Consider the following 22,130-nt stretch of genomic DNA (forward strand, 5'->3'; position numbering starts at 1 on the left):
GGCCCGGGAATTCCCCAGGGACGGCCAGTTACGAAAGTTACCCTCGGTGACCAAGTCGCCGGACTCCTCGGGTCGTGGTTTGGCTCAGGGGGTGCCGTTGAACTCCTCGTGCAGGGCGGGCAGGAACGAGGCGAGGTGGTTCATCTCGGCGGCGCAGTCGTGCAGCAGGTCGTGTCCGTAGCCTGGTCGCAGGGCCTTGCCGGCCAGGTGCGGGAGTGCGGCGCCGGCGAGGGCGCGGGCGGGCTTGGTGGTGAGCAGGGCGGCGGCGCGTGCGGTGCTGGAGTGGGCGGGCAGGTTCAGGAGTTGGGGGTGGCTGAGGAAGAAGCGGCTGCGCATCTCGCAGCCGTTGGTGGTGGGGCGGATCTGGTGGATGAGCCAGCCGAGGGCGATCGGGTACTGGCTGGGGCCGACGCGGGCGCAGATGGCGGTGTGGCCGGGGGCCATGCGGTCGAAGCCGAGGCGGGTGGGGTCGGTGAAGCGGATGGCGAGGCGGTCGAGCCGGCCGCCGATGTACTCGTCGACGTAGGAGACGTTGTCGACGTATCGCTGGCGGTCGGTCAGGGTGCGGTCGGCGCTGCGGTCCTCGCCGATGGCGGCGAACTGGTGGGCCTCGGGGTTCCAGAGCTTGTAGCGGGAGCTGTCGGTGGAGTGCCAGCCGAACCACCAGTCCCACATCTCGGCGGTGACGCCGGGCATGTCGGTCAGGCAGGAGACCATGAGGCCGCCGTCGGTGCGGGTCCAGCCGGTCTCCATCGCGTGGTAGCCGGGGCTGGACATCCGGCGTGCGGCGTCGCGGATGTCGTAGGCGTACTCGGTGGGCGCCATGGACAGCAGGGCTTCGCGCACGTGGTCCTGGACGGGCAGGGTCTGGGCGCGGAAGTACTTCGCGTGGGGCTTGGCCGCTTCCGGGGCCTGGTAGCCGAGGTAGCGGGGCTTGGTGGCGTACTGGTCGGGGATCGGGGCCGCGTCGGCGGGGGTGGGCTGGTAGCTGGTCACGGGTGGGTTCCTTCGGGAGGGGGATGCGGCGGGTGGGTCGCGGTGGTCAGTGCGCGGAGTCGTCGCCGTCGCGGCGGCGGGATCGACTGAGGAGGGTTCGGGTGGCGCGTTCGCCCAGGACGATCCCCGCCAGGCCGGCCAGCGCGGGCCACGGCGGGGCGGGGGACGGGGTGCCCAGCAGGTGGTAGAGGCCGCCGGCGAGCAGGCCGACCAGCAGCGAGGCGCTGTAGCGGCGGATCGCGGGGGTCATGCGAGCCGCTCCAGCAGCGCGTAGCCGGTGAGCATGCCGGCCAGTCCGACCAGCGCGTAGGGCGGCGGGGCCGGGGACTTCACCCGCAGCAGCCCGTACACCGCGCCGATGAGTAGCCCGGCGAGCAGCGTCTGCAGGAGGGCGGTCACGCGCCGCCCCGCTCCGGCTCCGGGCTGGGCTCTGCCGCTGGCGGTTGGGCGGGGTGCAAGAGGTAGGACTGGCAGAGTGTGGTCAGCTCGGCCAGCGCGTCATCCTGCACCCGGCTCCACGAGGCCGCCCGCGTGACTCGGGACGCCCCGGGACGGACCGAGGTCGTCCCGATGCTGACCCACCGCATCACCTCCAGCCACCACCCCAGCGTCGACGTACTCATCAACGAACGCCGCATCGGCACCATACGAGTGGGACTCACCGTCGTCTTCGACATCGAGGGCCTGCTGGCCACAGTCCGGCAGGCCAAACTGGTGGGTGCCCAGTGCGGCCGATGCATCGCCAAGGGAACCGTCACGATCGAAGACATCGTCGCCGCTCAACGAGAGTGCCAACTCGACATCCCCGGAATGCTCCGGTTGCGGTCCGGCATCCCGCTGCTGCACAGCGGACCGAGATGATCCATGTCCGGTGAGGCGACCAACGATGGGCCGGTGTCCGACACCGATTTCCCCGCTGACCTGCGTCGACACCCGAAACTCACCGGCGGCGGCCGTCCCGGTGCAGGCAAACTCACCACCGCCCCGGGGCGAAACTCACCGGCCCTGCGGCGAAACTCCCCGGTGCAGGTCAGCAGGGGTGCCCAAACTCCCCAGCGCAGGTCAGCGGCCTGCGCCGGGGTGGGGCAGGGTCAGGAGCGGCGCCACCAGGAGCCGCGCCGCTTCTCCTCGGCGGCCGCGGCTTCGGCGGCGGCCCGCTCGCGCTCGGCCTCCTGGTGGGCACGCTGGTCGGCGACGGCCTGGCGGCAAGGCTCGCACAGCCCGTCGTCGCCCCAGGCAGCGCGCTCGCGCTCGGCCCACCGCTCGTCCGAGAACGGGCGCCTTGCAACGGCTGCAGGACGGACGGCGCCGCTCGCGCTCCTCCTTCGCCTGGGCCTGGCGGGCCTGCTCGGCCACGGCCTGCTCCGCGCGCAGCAGCTCGTCGCCGTCCGGATTGTCGAGCGCGTTGGTGAGGGTGTGCCAGCCGTCCCGGCCGAATCGGTGCCACGGGGCGCCGGCGCTGGAGCGGCGCAGCAGCGGCAGGGTGGTCGCGACCACCGGCAGCGCGTGGTGGTGGTTGCGGGCGGTGACGGCGTCGCCGTACGCGCGGTACGCGGGCGCGTACCAGGTGTCCTCGGAGGCGGCCTCGACCTCCTGGAGGCGGCGCAGCAGCCGCCGGTGGTCCCGACTGGCCTTCTCCTCCTTCTCCTCCGGGGTGAGCCGCTTGGCGCCGGGCCGGTCGCGCTTGCGGCCGGCTTCCAGGACCAGGGCGACCGGCGGCAGGCCCTCGCGGCCGGTCGGCGGGAGACGGTCGGCCACAGCCGCAGGTCGTTCGTCCGGCCCCAGGGACGGCGCAGCGAGGCCTCGAAGGCCGCCTTCGCCGTGCCCTTGGCCGGGAGCTCGCACCAGGTGCGGTACGAGGCGAGCTTCTCCACCAGCGTGCCGACGCCCTCGTTCTCGCGGTCGACCTCGTGGCTCTGTTCACGAGTTTGGGCAGCGTTTGTTCGGCACTTCGGACAGCACCCGTAAAGGCGAAGGAAGTCGAACAAGGTCATCGGCGCACATATTGTTACGGCCTGCTGAGGGCGCGCCCGACGGCGGGGCGAAGGGCTTCGGTCAGGCGTTTTCCTTCTGCGGGTGCAAGTCGAGTGCGATGTGGGGGGCGAGCGCGCGCAGGAAGTCGGGGGCGTCGAAGATCTCGCCAGCGGAGGCAACCCCGACGATTTTGGTGCGGCCGGTCAGGACGCGGTCGAGGGCTTCGACGACCAGGGGCGCGGTGACGGCATAGATATCCTGGCCACTGGCCGTGGCCCGGCGCTCGGCTCCGCCCGAGCGGACGACGACATCGACGAGGAAGATCTGGTCCGAGCGCCCGCTCTCGTCGGCGGCGGTCGGGGCCGGGGTGTCGGGGGCGACGACGTCGCGGGCCGCCTCGACGGTCATGTAGGTGGTCACGTCGGAGATGGACAGGTGCTGAGGCACGGTCACGACGTCCGCCATCGTGAACTCCCCGATCACCGACCGACGTCCCATCGGCTCCGGAAAGGCCCACTCCAAGGTGGGCGCGGCATCGGTGCGCTGCTCCCACTGCCCGCCGCTGTAGCGCAGACGGTGGTCACCGCGCCGCTCGCGGGAGACCGCGCCCGACAGCCGGGTGCCGGCGGTGGGGTGCCAGCTGCTGAGTGCGTAGGCGATGTGCGCCTCGTCGGCCTCGGTCCAGTCGCCCATCGCCGCGGTTGCCAGCAGGTCGCCGAGGCCGCCGAAGAAGGCCATGGCCGGGACGATCACCGCCCCCGAATCCCGGGCCCGCTCGCGGTAGTGCGCGAAGGTGTCGAGGTTGGCCTCGATCTCGGCTGCCACGTCCAGATACGGGATCTTCGCGCGAAGCGCGGCCTCGATCACGGGGCCGGTGGTCGAGGCGAAGGGGCCCGCACAGTTGATGACCGCCACCGTGCCCGCCAGGGCACGATCCAGCGAGGCCGGATCGTCCACCGACGCCACCCGGGCCTGCAGCCCGTGCTCACCGGCCAGTTCCTCCAGCGCCTGCGCGTTGCGCCCGGAGGGCACCGGGACGAACCCGCGCGCGGCCAGCTCCGCGACCACGAACCGCCCGGTGTGACCGTACGCGCCGAACACTGCCACCAGCTGGTCTGCCCCCATGAAACTGCTCCCGTGTGCTCGAACGTCCGCTGCGATCTTGATCCGCTGCGGTCTGACAGCCACATCCTGTCCGTCCGGCAGCACTTCGCACGAGTGTCGGAAACGACATGCCACGTACACTTTCGGACATGCATAGGGTCGCGCTGGCCGTCACCGACGGCATGCTCCACTACGAACTGTCCGTAGCCGTCGAGATCTTCGGAGCCGACCTGACCCACATCGTGGACCCCTGGTACGACTTCTCCCTCTGCGGACCCGGCCCGGTACGCGTCGGCCGCTTCCGCCTGGAACCCGACCACGGACTCGACCACCTCCCGCACGTCGACACCGTGATCGTCCCCGGCTGGGCCGACACCGACCGCGAACCGCCCACCGACCTGGTCGACGCGGTGCGCGCGGCCCACCAGGCTGGCGCCCGCGTCGTCTCACTGTGCACGGGCGCCTTCGTCCTGGGAGCGGCCGGACTGCTCGACGGCAGGCGCGCCACCACCCACTGGGCCCACACCCGGGAACTGGCCCGGCGCCACCCGGCCGCCACCGTCGATCCGGACGTCCTCTACGTCGACAACGGCGACGTCCTCACCTCCGCGGGCAAGGCCGCCGCCATGGACCTGTGCCTGCACCTGGTCCGCCTCGACCACGGCTCAGCCAACGCCAACAAGATCGCCCGCCGCCTGGTCATCCCACCGCACCGAGACGGCGGCCAGGCCCAGTTCATCTCCACCCCCCTGCCCGCCCCAGGCAACCACCCCCTGGGCGAGCTCTTCCCCTGGGCGCTGAAGCGCCTGGACCAACCGCTCACCGTCGAGGACCTGGCCCGCCAGGCCCGCATGAGCTCACGCCACCTCGGCCGCCACTTCAAGCACCTCACCGGCACCACGCCACTGCAGTGGCTCCACACCCAGCGCATCCGCCACGCCCAGGAACTGCTGGAGACCACCGACGCCACCGTCGACACCATCGCCACGGCCACCGGCATGGGCACCGCCACCACCCTGCGCCGCCATTTCCACCGCAGCGTCGGCGTCCCACCCGACACCTACCGCCGCACCTTCCGTCCCTAGTGCTGTGACCGCATAGGTTCACCGGGTTGGCGCCGGGGCCCTCGGCCGGTTGGATGTCGCGAGACGTTCAGCTCGGAAGGGGGCCCCAGTGGCGGAGCCGGTCAGGGTTCGCAGACTCACGGACCAGGAAGGTCAGCAGTTACAGCGGATCGTGCGTCGGGGCAGCACGAACACGGTGCGCTACCGGCGGGCGATGATGCTACTGGCCTCGGCCGGAGGCAACCGCGTCCCGGTCATCGCCCGGCTGGTCCAGGCGGACGAGGACACGGTGCGGGACGTGATCCACCGGTTCAACGAGATCGGCCTGGCCTGCCTGGACCCTCGCTGGGCGGGAGGCCGTCCCCGCCATCTCAGCACTGACGACGAGGACTTCGTCGTCCAAACGGCCACCACCCGCCCGACCAGGCTCGGCCAGCCCTTCACCCGCTGGTCGATCCGCAAGCTGCTCGCCTACCTGCGCAAGGTCCACGGCCGGGTGATCCGCATCGGCCGAGAGGCCCTGCGCTGCCTGCTCGCCCGGCGCGGTGTCACCTTCCAGCGCACCAGGACCTGGAAGGAGTCCACCGACCCCGACTTCGACACCAAGATCGAGCGGATCGAGCACGTCCTGGACCGCTTCCCCGACCGCACCTTCGCGTTCGACGAGTTCGGGCCGCTGGGCATCCGCCCCACCGCGGGCAGTGGCTGGGCCGAACAGGGACGGCCCGACCGGCTCCCGGCGACCTACCACCGCCCCCACGGCGTCACTTACTTCCACGGCTGCTACTCGGTCGGCGACGACAAGATGTGGGGCGTCAACCGCCGCCGCAAGGGCACCCTGAACACCCTGGCGGCGCTCCAGTCGATCCGGGCCGCCCGCCCCGACGGAGCCCCCGTCTACGTGATCCTGGACAACCTGTCCGCGCACAACGGCAGGAAGATCCTTCGCTGGGCGGAGAAGCACAACGTCCACCTGTGTTTCACCCCGACCAACGCCTCCTGGGCCAATCCGATCGAGGCGCACTTCGGACCGCTGCGGCAGTTCACCCTCGCCAACTCCAACCACCCCAACCACACGGTCCAGACCCGTGCGCTGCACCGCTACCTGCGGTGGCGCAACACCAACGCACGCCACCCCGACGTCCTGGCTGCCCAACGCAAGGAACGCGCCCGCATCCGCAGCGAGAAGGGCATCCGCTGGGGCGGCAGACCCCTCCTCGCCGCGTGATCAAGCAACCCGGCGAACCTATCCGGCCACAGCACTAGCCAGCTGTCTCGCGTCTCTCCTGCTCATTGCGCTCTCTCGCATCGAGCACATTCATGAACATTTGACGGTAAGTCCACCCTGTTATCGCTTCGTTGGCCCACTGCCTTACTTCGTCAATGGGGTGCGTGGGGCAGTACCACAGTCGAGTGACCGTCGTCGGCACCATGTCATTGGATGACTTCTCGGTACCGCACACTCCGCAGCGCACACCCGCCAGATAGCCGCACCAGCCACACTCTTCTTCGCCGCGCAACGTGTGAGCTTGCCACCAGCCAGCGGCCCATGCCTCAGCGTCGGTGAGACTGGACACGGTCCGGGAGTATGCCTCTTCGTCCCCAAAGTGCCCGGCGATGGTCACCCAGAGGCGTCCTGGCTCCAGGTCATCCCCGGCCTCCGCGCGCTTGAGTCCCTGGTGGTCATACAAGCCGAACGTGCGGTCTTCGCCGTCTCGCGTCTCGTCCTGTACGCGGTAGAACTTGCCTTCCATGACCTCTCCCCTTGTCGCCTATGGCCCTGCCCGACCGGTTGCCGGGCGGGGGTTGTGCGGGTGGCTAAGGAGCCGGGACTTTGCTACCAGCCCCAACTCATCCCGCGCCAGAGCGAGCAGCCCCCAAGCGTTCGGGACTTTCTTCCGGCCGGCGCGAGGTCGGGTCGTCCGTCGCCCGCGCAGTCGTGGCCCGCGTCGACGATGGTGCCGTCGTCGACGCGGGCGTCACCACCGTCCCCGCAGGTGTGGCACTTCCCGATCGTGTACCAGCGGACGACCTGGGCGCCGGCCGGTCTTTCCGGTGAGTTCGAAGCGGTGCCGGCGGTCATCACGGCTCCGAGTTCCAGGGGCTGAGGTCCGGCCGGCGGCACCGGCGCTGCTTTGCCCGGTTCACCGGCCCGCTCCCCCGTCCTCGTCCCCTGAAGGGTGTCAAAACTCCGATCAGGCCACTGAGCTGGGTGTTTCCCGCAGGCCATGGGGCGGCCTGATCGGGGTGGGGTGGTACTCGTTGAGGAGTCCGCCGAGTACTCGGTAGCGTCGGACTGCGGCCATGGGCAGGAGGATGACGTTGGGATCGTCGTCTGGTGCTCGTAGATCCAGGCCACGGTGGGCTCGTCCGGCGTTGTAGTGCTCGACGTACTCGGTGAGCACGGTGCGCAGGTGTCGTTCGCCGGTGATGAGGAGGCGGTCGGTGCATTCGGCGCGCGTCGTGCGGATCCACCGCTCCGCGAAGGCGTTCGAGCGCGGGCTCTGTGGTGGAGTCGGGACGACAGTTGTGTCGTTGCCGGCGAAGACACCGTCGATGAACTTCGCGTCCCGGTCGCGGATGAGGAACCGGAAGCACCCGGCCCTGTCTCCCAGGTCCATCAGCAGGTTCCGCGCAAGCTGGGCCACCCACGCTCCTGTGGGGTGGGCGGTGACGCCGAGGATGTGGACGCGCCGGGTCTTGATCTCCATGACGAAGAAGACGTAGAGGCGCTTGAGGAAGACGGTGTCCACGTGCAGGAAGTCGCAGGCGAGAAGCGTGTGGGCCTGTGTGCGGATGAAGGTGCGCCAGGTCTGTTGGGTGGCGCGCTGTGGTGCGGGTGGCAGGCCGAAGCGGCGCAGGGTGCGGCGGATGGTGGCGGCGACGACGCGGTGGCCGAGCCGGCGCAGCTCGCCGTGGATCCTGACGTAGCCCCAGGTCGGATTCTCTGTGGCGAGGCGCCGGATGAGCGCGACGATCTGTTCGGGCAGCGGGGGCCGGCCGGACCTTCCTGGTGGCTGACGCCACTTCCAGCGCACCAGTCGTCGGTGCCAGCCCAGCAGCGTGCCCGGGGTGACCAGCCGGTGCCGGCGCAGGGCGGACGGCATATGGCGTGCGAGAGCGGAGAGTACGGCGCCCGGTCGGCCCACGACATCCGCGGCCGCCCGACCTGTCGGCGCAGCACGGCGACCTCATGGCGCAAGGCGAGGATCTCGGCCTTGTTCTCAGCGGAGGAGCGTCCCAGGAGTGTCAGCCAGCCCAGCAGTCGACAGAAGATCAAGAGCAGCAGTCGCAGACCCACAGTCAGTGATCATGCCCGGGACGCGGCCGCCCGGAAAGCCGCTGGTCAGCCGTTGTACGGCAGTAAAGACACCCTTCAGGTCGGGCGCTCTGTCTGCCAGCGAACAGCAGAGCAGCCAAGGTCCCGCATAGGCGATTCGGCACGCTGAAGGAGCGATGGCGTTCATCCGCACGAGGTACAGCCGGCTCATGCCAGCGCCTCCTCGAACATGGACCGGTTCACGGCGGTGAACGCGAACTCCCTGCGGCTCCACTCGATCCGCGAGGCCAGTACCTCGGGCTCTGCGGGTGCGGTGTCGGGGGAGGCCATGAGCTCGGCCCAGAACCGTGCGTTGCGCGCCTGCCGCTCGAGGATGGCGTCAACCACGGCACCGCGCTCCGGCCCCTGGAGGCCGTATTGCGCCGCGGAGGTGGAGGCCGGCGAGGTAGTAGCCGGCGATCTGGACAGCGCTCATGGCCGCCATCGTAGGCGCGGCCTCATGGAGGCCGCGCCCCGTGGATACGGTCGGTCAGACCTTCCGGATGGTGTACGCCACTCCGGTGCCGGCACAAGCGGGGCTGCGGTAGTAGCGGGTCACCACCCACCCGGTCGGGATCGGGGACATCGAACACACCGTGGCGTCAGTCTGGCCGGCGGTGTTCGCGATCGTGTACAGCACACCGGTACCGGCACACCCCGTGCTGTTGTACGAGCTCGTGATCACCCACCCGGCCGGAATCGGCGACATCGAACACACCGCGGTCTCAGTCCGGTTGGCGGTGTTCTCGATGCTGTACAGCACACCAGTACCGGCACACCCCGTGCTGGTGTTCGAGCTCGTGATCACCCACCCGGCCGGAATCGGCGACATCGAACACACCGCGGTGCTCGTCTGCCCGGTCACGTCCTCGATGGAGTAGATGACGCCGGTGAGGGCGCAGGAACTGCTCCGGTACGAGCTCGTGATGACCCACCCGGGCGGGATGGGCGAGTTGGAGCAGACGGTATCACTGGCGGCGAGCCGCTGCGGGGCCGCCTGGGCTTGGGCGCTCGCGGCGGTCATCACGCCCAGGAGCATGAGCACGGCAGTCACCAGATGGGGTATGCGGTTACGCACGGACGTCAAGGCGGGCCTCGAATCTTCTGAACGCTCCACGGCCACGCCGATGTGACCGAAGTGAACGATTGGCACACAGTTCCTTCACTGCGGCTGAGATCGTGTCAGAGTTGTTGCAGCGCCGCCAGAGTGCCGCCGCCCGCGACGAGAAGGGCCTCCGCAAGGCGGCCTGACTCGGCCTGCTGCGCTTCGCTCAGCCCTTGGCTGGCGGCTTCCACGTCGCCGCCCCAAGACGGCAGCGGTGCGCAGGTGACGCCGAGAAGCCGCGAGGGCCGCCAGCATGGCAAGCGTCAGCGTCAGATGATGGCGCTCCCTCAAGCTGGTCAGGAGGTCGCCTTTGGGGGGATCAACTCGGGGTCGAAGGGCGGCGGGAAGCGGCCCAGGTCGACCATGCCATGGATCGGAACCCCGGCATGAAGGATGCGCTCGGCGTCACGAGCCTGCACATCCGAGTCGAAAATCCCCCTGAAATGCGTCTTGGTGAGGGTGCGCTTCTGGAACGCTGCGACGAACTCCCAGGCCATCGGCACCCCTAGGTAGGCCAGGTCGGAACCGTCGGGGGATGCGGGATCGAGCACTGTTCCGTCGGCGGCCGCGCACCACGCGTGCGCGCGTGCTGTGTGGTCCGGCGCGAGGACGTAGCCCTCGACGTAGGCGCCAGGCAGGCGCCGGGCGACGCGCAGCTCGTTGCGGTGGCACGGTCCAGGTGCGCCGCGGCGCGGGGCCCCGGAGGAAGGCCACGGCGCGGGAGTGAATAGGCGGCCCTGGGTGAGCACGACACGGGCAGCACGGCAGTTGGCCGTGACGGCCGTGGCCGCTACAGCGTCGATGAGGGCGCTGTCATGAGGCGTCAACGGGTCTGCAAGCACACGTCGAGTGTCTGTCCATGCGGCAGGTGCGGCTCGGTGACGGGTCGCAGGGCTGACCCGGGTGAGCGACGACGCCCGTGCGACCGCCGCGCCAGAAAAGTCGGCCGGTTCGAGTGCGCCCGCTGTGCGTTTCGGCGGGGCGGCGCCATTACCCCGGTCTACTGCCCCAGCCCGCCGGTCGGCGGCGACACGGTGGCTGCGGCTGTGGCTCGTTGCGGGAAACCGATTTCGTGTTGGCGTGGTCATCGCTTAGGGTGATTCCACCGACGCGGGGTGGAGCAGCTCGGTAGCTCGCTGGGCTCATAACCCAGAGGTCGCAGGTTCAAATCCTGTCCCCGCTACCACCAGGGCCGGGGCCGGCGCATGATTGCGCGGGCCCCGGCCTTGTTCGTTGGTGAGCAGCGCACGCGGAAGTGGGTGGATCAGCCTGCGGCTTCGCGTTCCCCAGTCGAGCCCGTGCGGAGCGCCGAGGGCCACCGCTTCGCAAGGTGGCGGCCCGAAGCGCTCTTTTCTTAAGAGTCGGTGGTCGGTCGGTCGCCGTGAGGCGCTGGGCCTTCAATTGGCCGTAAAGTCCGTGGACACCATTCCGTTTGTGTTGTGTGAGGTAGTCCATGGAGCCGATCGCAGTCCAGTTCGACGTCGCCTCGGTCATTGCGGTGCTGGAAACGGTGCTGCCCCAGTTCGAGGAGGAGGAACGGCGAGGCCCTGCAGGCGCTGGAGGAGATCCGCGCGAAGAAGGAGGCCGCCCTCAACGCGCTGAGCGTGCTGCGCGCGCTTCCGGCTGTCGGCCTGGTGCAGCCTGCGGTCGCCGCTCAGGAGCTGCCCGTCGAGGCTCAGGCGCAGGACACCACGGAGCAGCAACCGGTCGCTCCTGCCCAGGCGCCGGCCGCCAGGAAGGCAGCGCGCAAGCCTGCGGTCAAGAAGGCCGCGCCAGCGGGAGAGAAGGCCGGTTCCGCGAAGGCCTCCGCTCGGAAGGCCACGAAGGGCGTCCGGGTCCCCGCGTCCCGCAAGCCTGCCGCCGGACAGCAGCAGCCGCCGGCTGCTGCCAAGCGCGGCCGTCTGAGTGCTGAGGGAGTCCTCGCGGCCCTCGGCGAGTTCACGGAGCCGGTCCCGGCGAAGGACGTCGCCGCCAAGCTGGGGCTGGATGGCACTGCCGCGAACGTCAACAACGTGCGGGCCCTGCTCGGCCAGCTCGCGAGGACCAGCCGCGCCACCAATCCGAAGCGGGGAATGTACGCGGTGCTCGGCAGCTGACCGCACACGGACCCGCTCTCATTGCCGGGGGCCGGACGCGGCACCGACTGGAAGACCGTGTCGCTCGGCGAGATGGCCCGCTACAAGTTCCACATCGAGCAGACGCCGGACCCGCGCACCCACCGTCTGCCGACCGGTAAGACTGTCAATGCCGTGGTGGGCACCGCCTGCGGGTTCCTGCGATGGTGTGCGGCGACCGGCATCGTGGCCCCCGAGGTCGCATCCGTGCTCAGTGAGCCCCGGTTCCTCCAGTACACCCCGAAGGGCTTCAACGAAGGCGAAGACGGACAGTTCCGACGCGTCAACGCCCGTGTCCTCAGAAGCCATTCCCAAATCGAAGGTAGGGTCACGTTTTCCCAGGTGAGGGGTGTGGCCGTCGTTCGGTAGGCATGCTCGGATCGTCGTGCTGGTGCGGGGCGTGCTCGGAGGTGGCGGATGCCGTCGGTGCTGGGAGTGCTGGAGAAGCGCGAGCGAGTGGCGCTGGCCCGGGCGGAGGAACTGCGGTCCGAAGTGGAGCGGCTCCAGGCCGCGTTGGCCGAGGCGGAGGACGCCGCGCGGCGCGCGGTCATCGCCCGCGAGGAGACGGTTGAGGCCCTGGCCGAGGCGGCTGGCGCGGTCGATGCGCCGGTGGAGGTGCCGGCTGCGGGGGCTGCGGGGCCGCGGGTGAAGGTGCCGCTGTGGTGCGAGGGCGTGGGGACCGGGGAGCTGCCGCTCGACTGCGCGCGGATCGTGGCCCTGGTCGAGCGCGACGCGGCCGGTGGCGGGGAGGGAGTGCGGGCTCGGGCCATGCGCGAGCATCTGGGCTGGGCGTCGAGCGACGCGAAGGAGCAGGCCGCCCGGTTCCGGGCGAAGCGGCTGGTCGAGCGCGGCTGGCTGACCGAGCAGCGGCCGGGGCTGTTCAGGCCGCGGACAGCTTGACGCGGCGGGGCGCGGGGGCGCCGGAGCGGGCCAGGCGGCGCGTGGCCGGGATGCTCGCGGCCCACCAGGCCATCGCCTCGGCGCTGTCGATGCGGGTCTCGTAGTCCCGGGCGAGGCGTCTCGCCCGGATCAGCCAGGAAAATGATCGTTCCACGACCCAGCGGCGCGGCAGCACCACGAACCCGGTGGCGTCGTCGCTGCGTTTGACGACGGTGAGCGCAAGGGCCAGGACGGTGGTGGCGAAGGCGACCAGCCAGCCGGTGTAGCCGCTGTCGGCCCAGACCAGGGCGATGCGGCGGTGTTCGGTGCGCAGTTGGTCAAGGAGGTCGCGGCCGGCGTCGTTGTCTTTGACCGAGGCGGCGGTGACCAGCACGGTCAGCAGCAGGCCCAGGGTGTCGACGGCGATGTGCCGTTTGCGGCCGTTGATCTTCTTTCCGGCGTCGTAGCCGCGCGAGGCGGTCGGCACGGTGGCGTCGGCCTTGACCGACTGCGAGTCGATGATCGCGGCGGTCGGCTCCGCCTTCTTGCCGGCCAGTTCTCGCAGGCGGGCGCGCAGTCGGCCGTAGAGCTCCTTGATCAGGTCGTTGTCGCGCCAGCGGCGGAAGAACCGGTATACGGCCCGCCGCTTGGGGAAGTCGGTCGGCAGACTGGCCCAGCGCACGCCCTCGGCGACCAGGTAGCGCACGCCGTCGATCATCTGGCGGTGGCAGAAGCCCTCCGGGCGTCCGCCCTTTCCGTTCAGCCAGGCCGGGACCGGCAGCAGCGGCCGGACCAGGTGCCATTCGGCGTCGGTGAGGTCGGAGCTGTAGCGGCGGGTCCGGTCGGGCTGGTCGGCTGCGTTGCCGAGCCGGTGGGCCAGGCAATCGCACGGCGACACGCCGGAGTTGGACGCGGACGGGGTCGACACGCCACAGTGGGACACCTGGGCCTCCTGGTGCTTGGTTGACTCGACATCACCGAGCTGTGCAGGAGGCCCTTCTGCTATGCGCCGGCCACGGAGTGATCACTCGAACGAGGCTGATGCGCACGGAAGTTCGAGCGGCAGTCGTATCCATCGGTTTGGGAATCGCTTCTCAAAGCAGCCGAGATCGAGCTGCCACCCGCCGTTCTGTCCACCGGGCAGATCGACCGAATTCTCTCGGCTGCCGGCACCGCGCGCGACCGCTTCCTGCTCGCACTGCTCCTCGGGACCGGCCTGCGCATTGGCGAGGCGCTCGGCCTGCGGCGCGAGGACATTCACTTCCTGCCCGACTCCCAGCACCTCGGCTGCCAGATCGCCGGGGCGCACGTGCACGTCAGGCCCCGCCAAAACAACAGCAACGGTGCACGCGCCAAATCCGGGAGGCACCGGCACGTTCCCGTCGAAAGGCGGGTGGTGAACGCCTACCGGGACCACCTCGTCGAGCGCGACGGAGTCCAGCAAGCAGCGGGATGCGACTTCGTGTTCGTGAATCTGGCCTCGCGACATGCCGGTCTGCCCATGTCGTATTCGAATGCCAAGCAGGTCATTGAGCGGATTGGCAACCGTTGCGGCTTCCGGGCCCGGCCGCACATGATGCGGCACACGGCGGCGACCGCCTGGATCCGTGCGGGAGTCGACCCTGACGTGGTGCAGACTCTGCTCGGTCACGTCTCTGCGGCCAGCACGGCTGTCTACCTCCATGCCAGCGACGATGATCTGCGTGCAGCGGTCGATCTGGTGGCAGCCGGTGGAAACCGATGACCGTCGCGCACGACTACGTCGAGTTGCCCGCGAGCCAGGTCGCACGGCCCGACTGGGCGGCCTGGCTCGCCGACCGGCTCGACCTCCAGTGGCGGACGGGTGAGTGGGATCCCGGCAGCCTGCTGTTCACAGCGGATCTGGACAACCCGCGGTCCCGGGCCTTCGCCTGCCGCGTGGCGGCCTGCGACGCGCTGGTCGAATCGCCGGCGTCCCACTGCGAGGCATGTCGAGCCGTCAGCACACGGCGCGGTCACCCGCCCGACTTCGATACGACCCACACGCCCTCCCTACCCGCCGTACGACAACCCAATGTGGGGGACGGCCTGCAACCGGGCCGCTCACAGTTCGCTCTCGGGGACCTCTCCACAGCGCTGCGGGCAGAGATCCTCTACTGCCTTCAGCGCCGTGACGAGGAGGACCGCCCGGTCGTGCCCGCGATGATGCGCCGCATCATCCGCAACCTCCCCCCAGGGCTGTCCTCGCTGCTCGACCTCGGGACGCCGCTGTCCATCACGCACCTTCCCAAGACCACACATGGCCTGGTCAACGACATGCAGGTCAGACTCCGCCGGGCCCGCGTTCAGTACGACGGCGTCGATCCGACGCTCGGAGACGTCTGGGACTGCGCGCTTGTGGGGCTTCTTTCCGCACCGAACCGCCGCTATCCCGCAGCCAGCGGGCACCTGGACTTCCGGCCGATCCGGCAACGGTGGCTGCGCGAGATCGTCAAGGAGTACGGGCGAGCCGTGCGGCCCACCGTCGCGGAGCTGAGGCGCACCGCTAACGTCACGGCGCTCGCCTCGAACGCGCTGGCGTCCAGACCCGCCGCCGAGAGGCCGCAGACGCTCGCCCTGGCCGACATGACCCTTGTCGTCCAGGCCATCGAGATCGCCCGCAACCCGAAGGACGGCAGCGCCTACTCCCAGGCCCAGCGCAAGGCGATGCTGGGCTGGTGGCGCCGGCTCCTTCAGTACGCGCGCCTGGCCGGCCTGATGGACGACATCCCAGGAGTCTTCGCGCTCAGCCCCGAACTGCACGGCATCGAGGCCGTCGACACGACCGAGGACGAGAGCGGCCGCGCGATCCCCGAACACGTCATCGCCCAGCTCGACCAGTACCTGCCCCTGATGAGCGCGGACTCCACCTACAAGCACGCCGGCTGGCAAGCCGAAGACTTCGCGGCCATGTATCAGGAGGTCTACCGGATCATCCGCGACACCGGGCGTCGTCCCGAGGAAGCCACCTCGCTCAAGCGCGACTGCCTGCAGTGGATCGACGGCAAGCCGTCCCTGATCTACGACAACCGAAAGCGCAGACGTTACGGCCGGCGCCTTCCGATCAGGCCGGAGACCGCCCGGCACATCCAGCAGTGGCAGAAGCACCGAGACAGCCTCCCGAGATGCCGGGCTGCGAAGAGTGGCTCTTCCCCGCCCCCGGAGCTACCCGCAGATCCCGAGTCAGGTACCTGACTGCTCACTACTTCTCGGCCAGGGTTTTCCGCGAATGGGTCGACGGCATCCCCGAACTCCTCGACGACCGCCTCGACGACAACGGCGACCAGATCCCCTACCGCCGCTCCGAGATCGTCGCCTACGGTCTGCGACACGCCTACGCACAGCGGCACGCCGATGCCGGAACCGCCATTGACGTGCTGTGCAAGCTCATGGACCACCGCTCACTCGACGTCACCATGGGGTACTACACCGTCTCCCAGGAGCGGCGCCGCAAGGCCGTCGAAACGGTGGCGGTACTCGCGGCCGACCGTCACGGGAACCCGAGAGGCTCCAACGACCCGCTCGCCTACGAGCTGCGATCCGTGGCGGTGCCGAACGGAGGATGCACCGAGCCCAGCAACGTCAAGGCCGGCGGCGGGCACTGCCGCATGCGCTTCCAGTGCGCCGGCTGCGACTTCTACGAGCCCGACCCCTCCTACCGTCCGGCGCTGGAGCAGACCATCGCCGATCTGCGAGCAGATCGGGAGGCAGCGACGGCCATGGGCGCCGCGGACTGGGTGCTGGCGAACTTCGAGCACCAGCTGGAGGCATACGCAAAGGTCTTGGCCGAGATGGACGAGCGCCTGGCCGGTCTGTCACCGCAGGAACGGGACGCGGTGGAGGCGGCGTCGAAGGAGCTGCGGAAGGTCCGCGCCTCTCAGGCGTTCTTCCCCGGTGACACCCTGGACATCAGGAGGGCCCCGTGACGGACCCAACGACCGCTGCCCGCGAGGCCCGCGTAGAGCGGCTGCGGCAGGCACGGACCGCCGACAGTAAGGCCAAGACCAAGCGGAGCCTCGACGCCGTCGCCGGCCTCGTCGCCGCAGGCGAGCGGATCACGGTCGCGCGCGTAGCCCGCAAGGCCGCCGTCTCCACCTGGTTCGTCTACAACAGTCCGGTCGTCCACCAGGCGGTGCAAGCCGCCATCCAGGAACAAGCACGGCACGGCATTCCGGCCGCAGCCATTCTCCCGAAGCAACGGGTCAGCGAAGCCAGCCTGCAGACCGACCTCGCACTCGCCCGCGAAGAGATCAAGGGCCTGAAAACGGAACGGGACCGACTCCAGGAGCGGGTCAGGCTCGCCCTCGGCGCTGAGATCGACGACGTCCAGCGAACCGAACTTCTCCGCCGCATTCGGGACCTGGAGAGCCACAACGCGCTCCTGATCTCCGAACTTGCCGAGCAGGCCGCACGAGCTGGAAGGCTCGAACGCCGCACAGCCGAGCTGGAAGACGAGGTCACCGCGGTCCGTAGAGCCCTCACACGATCCATTCGAGCGGTTCCAAGCTCGGCTCGATAGCCGCCAGAGCCCACATCCTCGCCGGTGCTTCTGGCCAGATAGCTGGCCAGAAGCACCACCCGGCTACGAGTCCGCAGTCATGCTTCCGGCGGACTCACCCAAGGGGCAAGGCGTTCCCCAGCCTCCAGATTCTCGCGCCAGTACCGGAAAACGGTTCCCTGGACGATGTCGAGCTGCCCGGCCGCGATCAAGCCGGAGGCGGGTTCAGGTCCTCCCGCATCGGCCTCGAAGGCGACCAGCACCTCAGGTGTTTCACCAACCTGCCGAGACACGATCCGGGCCTCCGCGGGTGTCGGCTCGCGGAACGTCGGATCGTGGAATGAAGCGGGACATATGACGAAGACCGGGTCGCTGAAGACCGGCTCCAGGCCGTGGTGGTACGACAGGTCGTGGCTGGCGCCCAGCCGCAGCCGACCGGCGTTCCAGCTGACAACATCCCAGTCCCACCAGGACCCATCTGGAAGATGGATCACAAAGCTGCCCCCCAAATCGAACGAGCGGGCCGGCTACACGGGCGCCCACCCCGAATTGCCGGACGCTATCATCCGCCGATCAGCGGTCAGTTTTCACCCGTCGCCGACAGCCCGCCGTGTTCGGCCCGGTGGCCTCCGACCCGACCGTCTCCCGCCTGGTCGACGCCCTGGCCACGGCCTGGCCTCGCGTCTTGGCGGCGACCCGGCGGGCGCGGGCCGAAGCCCGTGAGCGGGTCTGGCGGTTGGCCGGCAACGCGGCACCGGATGCCGATGGCGAGGTGACCGTGGACATCGACGGGTGCTGGTCCTGGCGCACTCGGAGAAGGAGCACGCCGCCAAGACCTGGAAGAAGACCTTCGGGCATCATCCGCTGTTCGCGTTCGTCGACCACGGCCGCGAGGGATCCGGGGAACTGGTCGCGGGCCTGCTGCGGCCGGGCAACGCGGGAAGCAACACCGCCGCCGACCACATCGAAACAGCCTGCCTGGCTCTGGCCCAGCTGCCGAAAAAGTACCGGCGCGGGCGCCGGACGCTGATCCGCACCGACTCCGGCGGCGGCACCCACAGGTTCCTCAACTGGCTCACCGCACGGGGCCGATGGCTGTCCTACTCGGTCGGGATGACCATCACCGACGCCATCCGCCAGGCCGTGCTCCTGATCCCGGCCTCGGCCTGGACCCCGGCCATCGAACCAGGCGGCGAGGTCCGCGACGGCGCCTGGGTCGCCGAACTCGCCGGCGACGTCCTCACCGGCTGGCCGAAGGGCATGCGGCTGATCGTCCGCAAGGAACGCCCGCACCCCGGAGCACAATTGCGCTTCACCGACGCCGACGGCATGAGGCTGACCTGCTTTGCCACCAACACCACCGGCGCCCCGATCGCCGCCCTGGAGCTGCGGCACCGCCAGCGCGCCCGCTCCGAGGACCGCATCCGCGTCGCCCGCGACACCGGCCTACGCAACCTGCCCTTGCACGACGCCGCCCAGAACCGCATCTGGCTGGAGATCGTCCAGATCGCCCTCGACCTGCTCGCCTGGATGCCCATGCTCGCCCTGACCGGCGACGCCAGACGCTGGGAGCCCAAGCGCCTGCGACTTCGCCTGTTCTCCGCCGCCGCCCAGCTCGTCACCACCGGCCGCCGCCGCTACCTCCGCCTCGCCCGCCACTGGCCCTGGACCGGCGTGATCACCACTGCCTCCGAACGCCTCCAGGCCCTGCCGAACCCTGGCTGACCAGCGACAACGTCCCATCCCAACGAATCGTCCCCACGCCGGAGCAGTGGAACCCGGCGCCCACCCGACGCGACAGCCGGGCCGTCGCCCTACCCATCACCAGCCCGAGCAGCCGAAACGGCCCGTCGGATGAACCGATGGACCGTCACGAAAGATCGAGGCTAATCCTGCAACGACCGCTCGTCATCACAGTGCCAACCCCAACTTCGACCAGCGGGTCCCGCCGAAGTGACCGTGTGACCGGTGCGCCCGATGCCAGCGAAGAGGCGGGTTCAATGTGAGGGATTGCTCCCCGGGCTGGTCGCGACGAGGCCAACCACGCCTCCGAGCGCAGTAGTGGCCAAAGCGAGGGGGGCTTCTGCGTGTTTGTTCTGGTAGATGAGCACGAATGCCAACACACCGAAGACGAAGACGGCGGAAGTCATTGTCCAGACGACGATGTACCAGAGGACCTGCCGTGTACGTTTATCAGGCTTACCCAGTACCGTCTCGGTCAGCCGCTGCTGCTGCTCCTGCGGCAGCGCTCTGACTACATGCTCAGCCACGGCCTGTTGTTGCTCTGGTGTGGCGATGCTTTGGGCGAGGGCGGCGACCAGGGAGGCCTTTTCCTCATCGGGCAGCGCTTGAGCGCTTTTTATCATATCTCCCGCTGCAGTGGAGGGATTCTCCGTGCCCGTACGCTGTGCTGTCTCATTTTCAGGATGGCCACTCCCTAGATTCGACACGGCACCTCCTGCATAGATGAGACGACGCGATCATTCCACAGTGTGAGTTCACAACTACTACTAGAGAAATGCGAAGTCAAGGATTCGGCACATGTCGCCAGTTTCCTTCATCTTGCAGCATCGACTCAAAGACCTGTGGTCGAACGGCAGCAGGCCCGGTGGTCGCGTTGCTGTTTCCCGCCCGGGCTCAGCCGGAGCCCATGTACCCGTGGACATGCAGTACGCGATGAGCCAGTGCGTGATCGCGGTCCGGCGAAGCTCGGGGGTGGCCTCAGACCGCGTTTGAGATCTGGCATGGGACGATCGGTCGGTGACTCGACTCGTGAACCGCGACCGCTCCCTTGAGGAACTTGAGCGCGACCGCTGGTCGGCCCAATCGGGCGGCGAAACCCGGCTGATGGCGACCGTGCGCGAGCTTCGGCGCAAGCCGATCAGCGACCTGACGGTCGAGGACATGCGGCTTCTCATCAGGCAAGACGTGAGCCTTGCCTATCTCCTACCCTTGGCGGCGGAGGTCCTCCGGGTCGACCCACTGGCCGAGGGCGACATGTACGAGGGCGATCTGCTGGCCGCCGTGCTCACCAGGAGTGCCGAGGTCTGGAGGGGCTTCCCCGAACTCCGGCGGGATCTCCGCCTGATCGTCTCGGGGTTGGCCGACGTGCCGCCTGCCTTGAACCGCGAGGTTAAGGGGTTCTTGGCTCTGTAGCTCGCCGACAGCAGCGGCTGGCTATGAGGATTGCCGCAGGAGCGGTCGTGGGCCGGAGCGCGTCGCAGCACGGCCCCGGGTGAGCCGGCGGACCATGACACCGATCATGGCCCAGCGGATGGACGGGGCTGAGCGTGCCAGGCAGGGGATGCCGTCGACGGAGGCGAAGAGTTCCGGCAGGTCGAGGACGCGGCACAGATGTTCCGTCTCCAGTCCGCGCGTGTTGCGCTGTAGCTCGGCAGGGGCAAGCCGCGTCGAGGCCCTGACGTGTTGTCCCGGCTCCGAACCGACCTGTACGACTGTCTGCCGGCGCGGGCCGATGCGCTGATCGATCTGACGCTGACGGCCGAGCACCGGCGCATGGCGCACTCTACGACGCCCTGAACAGCGGAGGGATCGACACGGACCGTCTGCGCGGTCTGCTGGCCGGCCTGCCGCCGCCCCGCGCGAGTGGCGGGCGGATCGTGCTTGGCGTGGGCGGCTACAGCTCGCAGGTTGGAGCAGTTCGGGGAGCATTCGGTCAGCCGGGTCCGCGCTTGAGCCGCTGTACGAGGGCGCGGCGGGTGGGTCCGTGTTCGCGTGCAAGGAGTAGGAGTTCGCGGATGAGTTCGGCTTTGTCGACTCGTTGGCCGGTCTCCTCTCGCAGCATCACCTGGAACAGGTCCACCTCGGTGGCTTCGGCCGGGTCGACTCGGACGGTCAGTGCCACCGCGTCGGCGGCCCGGGGGCTGGCCGACGGCCGGGGCGCGGGATACCGGGCGCGGCTTTGGCATCCACCTCCGGTGGGTGTTCGTCCAACCAGTCCGTCAGCGCCTGCGTGACCGCGTCCTTTAGCTTCACTTCATGGATGGCAAGCGCGACTGTCAGCTGACGGCGCAGCCCAGCCGGGACGGTTGTAGTGATCGCGACCTCTTCCGGCCTGGCTGGGGCGGCAGCCGCCGGTACCGGGCGGCGACCGTCTGAAAGATCTTTGTGTCTTGGCATGAAGCAGTCGTTCCATTCGGCTCGGGATCCCCGCCTGGGGTGGCTGGCGGCCAAGGGCGCACGGCCGGTTCAACGACAGCAAGGTGCCGGGGGTGCGGATGGCTGGCCTCGGGGTTCATAGCGGTCCAGTGGCTGACGCCTGGTCGGGTGGGGCCACTGGGCTCCGTCGGAGGCAGGATCCGTGCTGACGCCGGGGCACTCCGTGACCGCTGAACCGACCCCCGAGAAGACCGACGAGCAGCCGCCAGCCCGCGACGTCACCGCCGTCCTGGACACCTACGTCTCCACCGACCCCGGCACCGGGGCCACCAACTTCACCAACTACGCCGACAACGGGTTCTCCAAGAGCACGTGACCCACGGGAGACTGAACCGATAGACAGGGGGACAGCGACCGAGGAGGCGACCGTGCCGTACTACGTTCTGGTGACCGGGCCGAAGAATCATCTGCTGGGAGCTATCGCCGCCGAAGGACGCCGTCGGCTCTGGCAGGTCGGCCGGATCATCCAGTCAGCGGAGGGAAGCACGGTCGTCTACCCGGAAGGCGTGGACGACGGCCATTCCTGGGATGCTGTGATCGACCTGGACGGACGCGGCCACGCCTTCGAGGCCCGCAAGCACCTCACTGTCTCCGACGACGTGTCCGACGTCCGGGCAGCCGCCGTCGACATCTGCAACCGGGCGTCCTCCCGCACCAGCAGCATCCTCCGACACCTCGGCGCCAGCCGGCTCCTGCCATGACGGAATCCCACGCCAAGTCTGCGCCCCGCCACGACTTGCGAGGGGCCACGGTCAGCATGGTGCTCTCCACGACCGACCCGACCCGCGGCGCGCTCACCGACCCCGCCGTGTTCGAGGCTGTCGCCCGCACCTTCCCCGCGTTCGCCTCCTGGCTCGACCTGGCCGGCGAACCGCAGTCG

The 22,130-nt window shown here is 69.3% G+C and carries 27 protein-coding genes, 1 tRNA gene and 2 pseudogenes; 16 read left to right on the forward strand and 14 right to left on the reverse strand.

Annotated elements, in window-relative coordinates:
- Positions 1 to 84 precede the first annotated feature (84 nt).
- The 3 genes from F7Q99_RS27885 to F7Q99_RS41630 are packed head-to-tail and all read right to left on the reverse strand — an operon-like array spanning position 85 to position 1,395.
- Positions 85 to 996: a DAPG hydrolase family protein gene (locus tag F7Q99_RS27885; protein ID WP_153466733.1), complete on the reverse strand. Its 912-nt coding sequence runs from the start codon at positions 994 to 996 to the stop codon at positions 85 to 87.
- 46 nt (positions 997 to 1,042) lie between these two features.
- Positions 1,043 to 1,246 (reverse strand): DUF1427 family protein, encoded by a 204-nt coding sequence (locus F7Q99_RS27890; protein WP_153466734.1) that lies wholly within the window; start codon positions 1,244 to 1,246, stop codon positions 1,043 to 1,045.
- A complete protein-coding gene (locus F7Q99_RS41630) occupies positions 1,243 to 1,395 on the reverse strand; it encodes a DUF1427 family protein (RefSeq protein WP_326847275.1) in 153 nt (50 codons plus the stop codon). The genes F7Q99_RS27890 and F7Q99_RS41630 overlap by 4 nt, the downstream gene beginning before the upstream one ends.
- 171 nt (positions 1,396 to 1,566) lie before the next feature.
- Between F7Q99_RS41630 and F7Q99_RS27900 the strand changes: the two genes are divergently transcribed.
- Positions 1,567 to 1,857, forward strand: coding sequence for a hypothetical protein (locus F7Q99_RS27900; protein ID WP_153466736.1), 291 nt, complete (start codon positions 1,567 to 1,569; stop codon positions 1,855 to 1,857).
- A 201-nt stretch (positions 1,858 to 2,058) separates the two neighbouring features.
- On the opposite strand, the gene F7Q99_RS27905 is transcribed toward F7Q99_RS27900, so the two are convergent.
- Together F7Q99_RS27905 and F7Q99_RS27910 are read right to left on the reverse strand one after the other, a co-directional pair.
- Positions 2,059 to 2,754 (reverse strand): hypothetical protein, encoded by a 696-nt coding sequence (locus tag F7Q99_RS27905; protein ID WP_153466737.1) that lies wholly within the window; start codon positions 2,752 to 2,754, stop codon positions 2,059 to 2,061.
- Positions 2,755 to 3,051: 297 nt separating this feature from the next.
- Positions 3,052 to 4,095, reverse strand: coding sequence for a saccharopine dehydrogenase family protein (locus tag F7Q99_RS27910; RefSeq protein ID WP_153466738.1), 1,044 nt, complete (start codon positions 4,093 to 4,095; stop codon positions 3,052 to 3,054).
- Between the two features lie 128 nt (positions 4,096 to 4,223).
- Here F7Q99_RS27910 and F7Q99_RS27915 point away from each other — a divergent pair, with 128 nt between their 5' ends.
- Together F7Q99_RS27915 and F7Q99_RS27920 are read left to right on the forward strand one after the other, a co-directional pair.
- Positions 4,224 to 5,159 (forward strand): helix-turn-helix domain-containing protein, encoded by a 936-nt coding sequence (locus F7Q99_RS27915; RefSeq protein ID WP_153466739.1) that lies wholly within the window; start codon positions 4,224 to 4,226, stop codon positions 5,157 to 5,159.
- 88 nt (positions 5,160 to 5,247) lie between these two features.
- Positions 5,248 to 6,366, forward strand: coding sequence for an IS630 family transposase (locus tag F7Q99_RS27920; RefSeq protein ID WP_326847276.1), 1,119 nt, complete (start codon positions 5,248 to 5,250; stop codon positions 6,364 to 6,366).
- Between the two features lie 34 nt (positions 6,367 to 6,400).
- On the opposite strand, the gene F7Q99_RS27925 is transcribed toward F7Q99_RS27920, so the two are convergent.
- The 5 genes from F7Q99_RS27925 to F7Q99_RS27945 all read right to left on the reverse strand — a co-directional run bounded on the left by F7Q99_RS27925 (position 6,401) and on the right by F7Q99_RS27945 (position 10,404).
- Positions 6,401 to 6,892, reverse strand: a complete 492-nt coding sequence (locus F7Q99_RS27925) for a hypothetical protein (RefSeq protein ID WP_153466741.1) — start codon at positions 6,890 to 6,892, stop codon at positions 6,401 to 6,403.
- A gap of 441 nt (positions 6,893 to 7,333) precedes the next feature.
- The gene (locus F7Q99_RS27930; RefSeq protein ID WP_230210958.1) at positions 7,334 to 8,245 is read right to left on the reverse strand and encodes an integrase core domain-containing protein; all 912 of its coding nucleotides are present in this window, start codon (positions 8,243 to 8,245) and stop codon (positions 7,334 to 7,336) included.
- Positions 8,246 to 8,625: 380 nt separating this feature from the next.
- Entirely contained in the window at positions 8,626 to 8,805 is a 180-nt protein-coding gene (locus F7Q99_RS27935) for a hypothetical protein (protein WP_153466742.1), read from the reverse strand.
- 142 nt (positions 8,806 to 8,947) lie between these two features.
- The gene (locus F7Q99_RS27940) at positions 8,948 to 9,610 is read right to left on the reverse strand and encodes a hypothetical protein (RefSeq protein ID WP_153466743.1); all 663 of its coding nucleotides are present in this window, start codon (positions 9,608 to 9,610) and stop codon (positions 8,948 to 8,950) included.
- A gap of 248 nt (positions 9,611 to 9,858) precedes the next feature.
- Entirely contained in the window at positions 9,859 to 10,404 is a 546-nt protein-coding gene (locus F7Q99_RS27945; protein ID WP_153466744.1) for a hypothetical protein, read from the reverse strand.
- Positions 10,405 to 10,671: 267 nt separating this feature from the next.
- Here F7Q99_RS27945 and F7Q99_RS27950 point away from each other — a divergent pair.
- The 4 genes from F7Q99_RS27950 (at position 10,672) to F7Q99_RS27965 (ending at position 12,576) form a co-directional block, all read left to right on the forward strand.
- A tRNA-Met gene (locus tag F7Q99_RS27950) sits at positions 10,672 to 10,748 on the forward strand.
- Positions 10,749 to 11,055: 307 nt separating this feature from the next.
- Complete coding sequence (locus F7Q99_RS27955) at positions 11,056 to 11,658, forward strand: hypothetical protein (RefSeq protein ID WP_153466745.1); 603 nt, start codon at positions 11,056 to 11,058, stop codon at positions 11,656 to 11,658.
- A 57-nt stretch (positions 11,659 to 11,715) separates the two neighbouring features.
- A complete protein-coding gene (locus tag F7Q99_RS27960; RefSeq protein WP_153466746.1) occupies positions 11,716 to 12,045 on the forward strand; it encodes a hypothetical protein in 330 nt (109 codons plus the stop codon).
- Positions 12,046 to 12,093: 48 nt separating this feature from the next.
- Entirely contained in the window at positions 12,094 to 12,576 is a 483-nt protein-coding gene (locus tag F7Q99_RS27965; protein WP_153466747.1) for a hypothetical protein, read from the forward strand.
- Here the strand turns inward: F7Q99_RS27965 and F7Q99_RS27970 are convergent.
- On the reverse strand, positions 12,557 to 13,498 hold the full coding sequence (locus F7Q99_RS27970; protein ID WP_326847277.1) for an IS5 family transposase: 942 nt from the start codon (positions 13,496 to 13,498) through the stop codon (positions 12,557 to 12,559). The genes F7Q99_RS27965 and F7Q99_RS27970 overlap by 20 nt on opposite strands.
- Positions 13,499 to 13,744: 246 nt before the next feature.
- Between F7Q99_RS27970 and F7Q99_RS27975 the strand changes: the two genes are divergently transcribed.
- The 4 genes from F7Q99_RS27975 to F7Q99_RS27990 are packed head-to-tail and all read left to right on the forward strand — an operon-like array spanning position 13,745 to position 17,092.
- Positions 13,745 to 14,299 carry a tyrosine-type recombinase/integrase gene (locus F7Q99_RS27975; RefSeq protein ID WP_326847363.1) on the forward strand — a complete coding sequence of 185 codons (555 nt, stop codon included), beginning with the start codon at positions 13,745 to 13,747 and terminating at the stop codon, positions 14,297 to 14,299.
- Positions 14,296 to 15,768 (forward strand): hypothetical protein, encoded by a 1,473-nt coding sequence (locus F7Q99_RS27980; protein ID WP_153466749.1) that lies wholly within the window; start codon positions 14,296 to 14,298, stop codon positions 15,766 to 15,768. The genes F7Q99_RS27975 and F7Q99_RS27980 overlap by 4 nt, the downstream gene beginning before the upstream one ends.
- Positions 15,699 to 16,499 (forward strand): site-specific integrase, encoded by an 801-nt coding sequence (locus tag F7Q99_RS27985; RefSeq protein ID WP_153466750.1) that lies wholly within the window; start codon positions 15,699 to 15,701, stop codon positions 16,497 to 16,499. The genes F7Q99_RS27980 and F7Q99_RS27985 overlap by 70 nt, the downstream gene beginning before the upstream one ends.
- A complete protein-coding gene (locus F7Q99_RS27990; protein WP_153466751.1) occupies positions 16,496 to 17,092 on the forward strand; it encodes a DUF6262 family protein in 597 nt (198 codons plus the stop codon). The genes F7Q99_RS27985 and F7Q99_RS27990 overlap by 4 nt, the downstream gene beginning before the upstream one ends.
- Before the next feature lie 77 nt (positions 17,093 to 17,169).
- Here the strand turns inward: F7Q99_RS27990 and F7Q99_RS27995 are convergent, their stop codons facing one another.
- Complete coding sequence (locus tag F7Q99_RS27995; protein ID WP_153466752.1) at positions 17,170 to 17,565, reverse strand: hypothetical protein; 396 nt, start codon at positions 17,563 to 17,565, stop codon at positions 17,170 to 17,172.
- A gap of 101 nt (positions 17,566 to 17,666) precedes the next feature.
- Here F7Q99_RS27995 and F7Q99_RS28000 point away from each other — a divergent pair.
- Positions 17,667 to 18,796: pseudogene (locus tag F7Q99_RS28000) on the forward strand (IS1380 family transposase); the annotation flags it as partial.
- 272 nt (positions 18,797 to 19,068) lie between these two features.
- Here F7Q99_RS28000 and F7Q99_RS28005 read toward each other — a convergent pair.
- Positions 19,069 to 19,521 (reverse strand): hypothetical protein, encoded by a 453-nt coding sequence (locus tag F7Q99_RS28005; RefSeq protein ID WP_153466753.1) that lies wholly within the window; start codon positions 19,519 to 19,521, stop codon positions 19,069 to 19,071.
- Positions 19,522 to 19,831: 310 nt separating this feature from the next.
- On the opposite strand from F7Q99_RS28005, the gene F7Q99_RS28010 reads away from it, so the two are divergent.
- The gene (locus F7Q99_RS28010) at positions 19,832 to 20,227 is read left to right on the forward strand and encodes a contact-dependent growth inhibition system immunity protein (RefSeq protein ID WP_326847278.1); all 396 of its coding nucleotides are present in this window, start codon (positions 19,832 to 19,834) and stop codon (positions 20,225 to 20,227) included.
- A 267-nt stretch (positions 20,228 to 20,494) separates the two neighbouring features.
- Positions 20,495 to 20,703: pseudogene (locus tag F7Q99_RS41635) on the forward strand (NF041680 family putative transposase); the annotation flags it as partial.
- Positions 20,704 to 20,747: 44 nt separating this feature from the next.
- Here the strand turns inward: F7Q99_RS41635 and F7Q99_RS28015 are convergent.
- Complete coding sequence (locus tag F7Q99_RS28015) at positions 20,748 to 20,936, reverse strand: hypothetical protein (protein ID WP_153466755.1); 189 nt, start codon at positions 20,934 to 20,936, stop codon at positions 20,748 to 20,750.
- Positions 20,937 to 21,413: 477 nt separating this feature from the next.
- On the opposite strand from F7Q99_RS28015, the gene F7Q99_RS28020 reads away from it, so the two are divergent.
- On the forward strand, positions 21,414 to 21,566 hold the full coding sequence (locus F7Q99_RS28020; protein ID WP_153466756.1) for a hypothetical protein: 153 nt from the start codon (positions 21,414 to 21,416) through the stop codon (positions 21,564 to 21,566).
- 52 nt (positions 21,567 to 21,618) lie between these two features.
- Positions 21,619 to 21,951, forward strand: coding sequence for a hypothetical protein (locus tag F7Q99_RS28025; protein WP_153466757.1), 333 nt, complete (start codon positions 21,619 to 21,621; stop codon positions 21,949 to 21,951).
- Positions 21,952 to 22,130 lie beyond the last annotated feature (179 nt).

This window comes from Streptomyces kaniharaensis (assembly GCF_009569385.1).
GTDB lineage: Bacteria > Actinomycetota > Actinomycetes > Streptomycetales > Streptomycetaceae > Kitasatospora > Kitasatospora kaniharaensis.

Excerpts from the sequence above, each read along its gene's own strand:
- F7Q99_RS27910 (WP_153466738.1), bottom strand. The coding sequence starts at position 4,095 with ATGGGGGCAGACCAGCTGGTGGCAGTGTTCGGCGCGTACGGTCACACC.
- F7Q99_RS27890 (WP_153466734.1), bottom strand. The coding sequence starts at position 1,246 with ATGACCCCCGCGATCCGCCGCTACAGCGCCTCGCTGCTGGTCGGCCTG.
- F7Q99_RS27915 (WP_153466739.1), top strand. The coding sequence starts at position 4,224 with ATGCATAGGGTCGCGCTGGCCGTCACCGACGGCATGCTCCACTACGAA.
- F7Q99_RS27965 (WP_153466747.1), top strand. The coding sequence starts at position 12,094 with ATGCCGTCGGTGCTGGGAGTGCTGGAGAAGCGCGAGCGAGTGGCGCTG.
- F7Q99_RS27900 (WP_153466736.1), top strand. The coding sequence starts at position 1,567 with ATGCTGACCCACCGCATCACCTCCAGCCACCACCCCAGCGTCGACGTA.
- F7Q99_RS27930 (WP_230210958.1), bottom strand. The coding sequence starts at position 8,245 with ATGCCGTCCGCCCTGCGCCGGCACCGGCTGGTCACCCCGGGCACGCTG.
- F7Q99_RS27980 (WP_153466749.1), top strand. The coding sequence starts at position 14,296 with ATGACCGTCGCGCACGACTACGTCGAGTTGCCCGCGAGCCAGGTCGCA.
- F7Q99_RS27925 (WP_153466741.1), bottom strand. The coding sequence starts at position 6,892 with ATGGAAGGCAAGTTCTACCGCGTACAGGACGAGACGCGAGACGGCGAA.
- F7Q99_RS27985 (WP_153466750.1), top strand. The coding sequence starts at position 15,699 with ATGCCGGGCTGCGAAGAGTGGCTCTTCCCCGCCCCCGGAGCTACCCGC.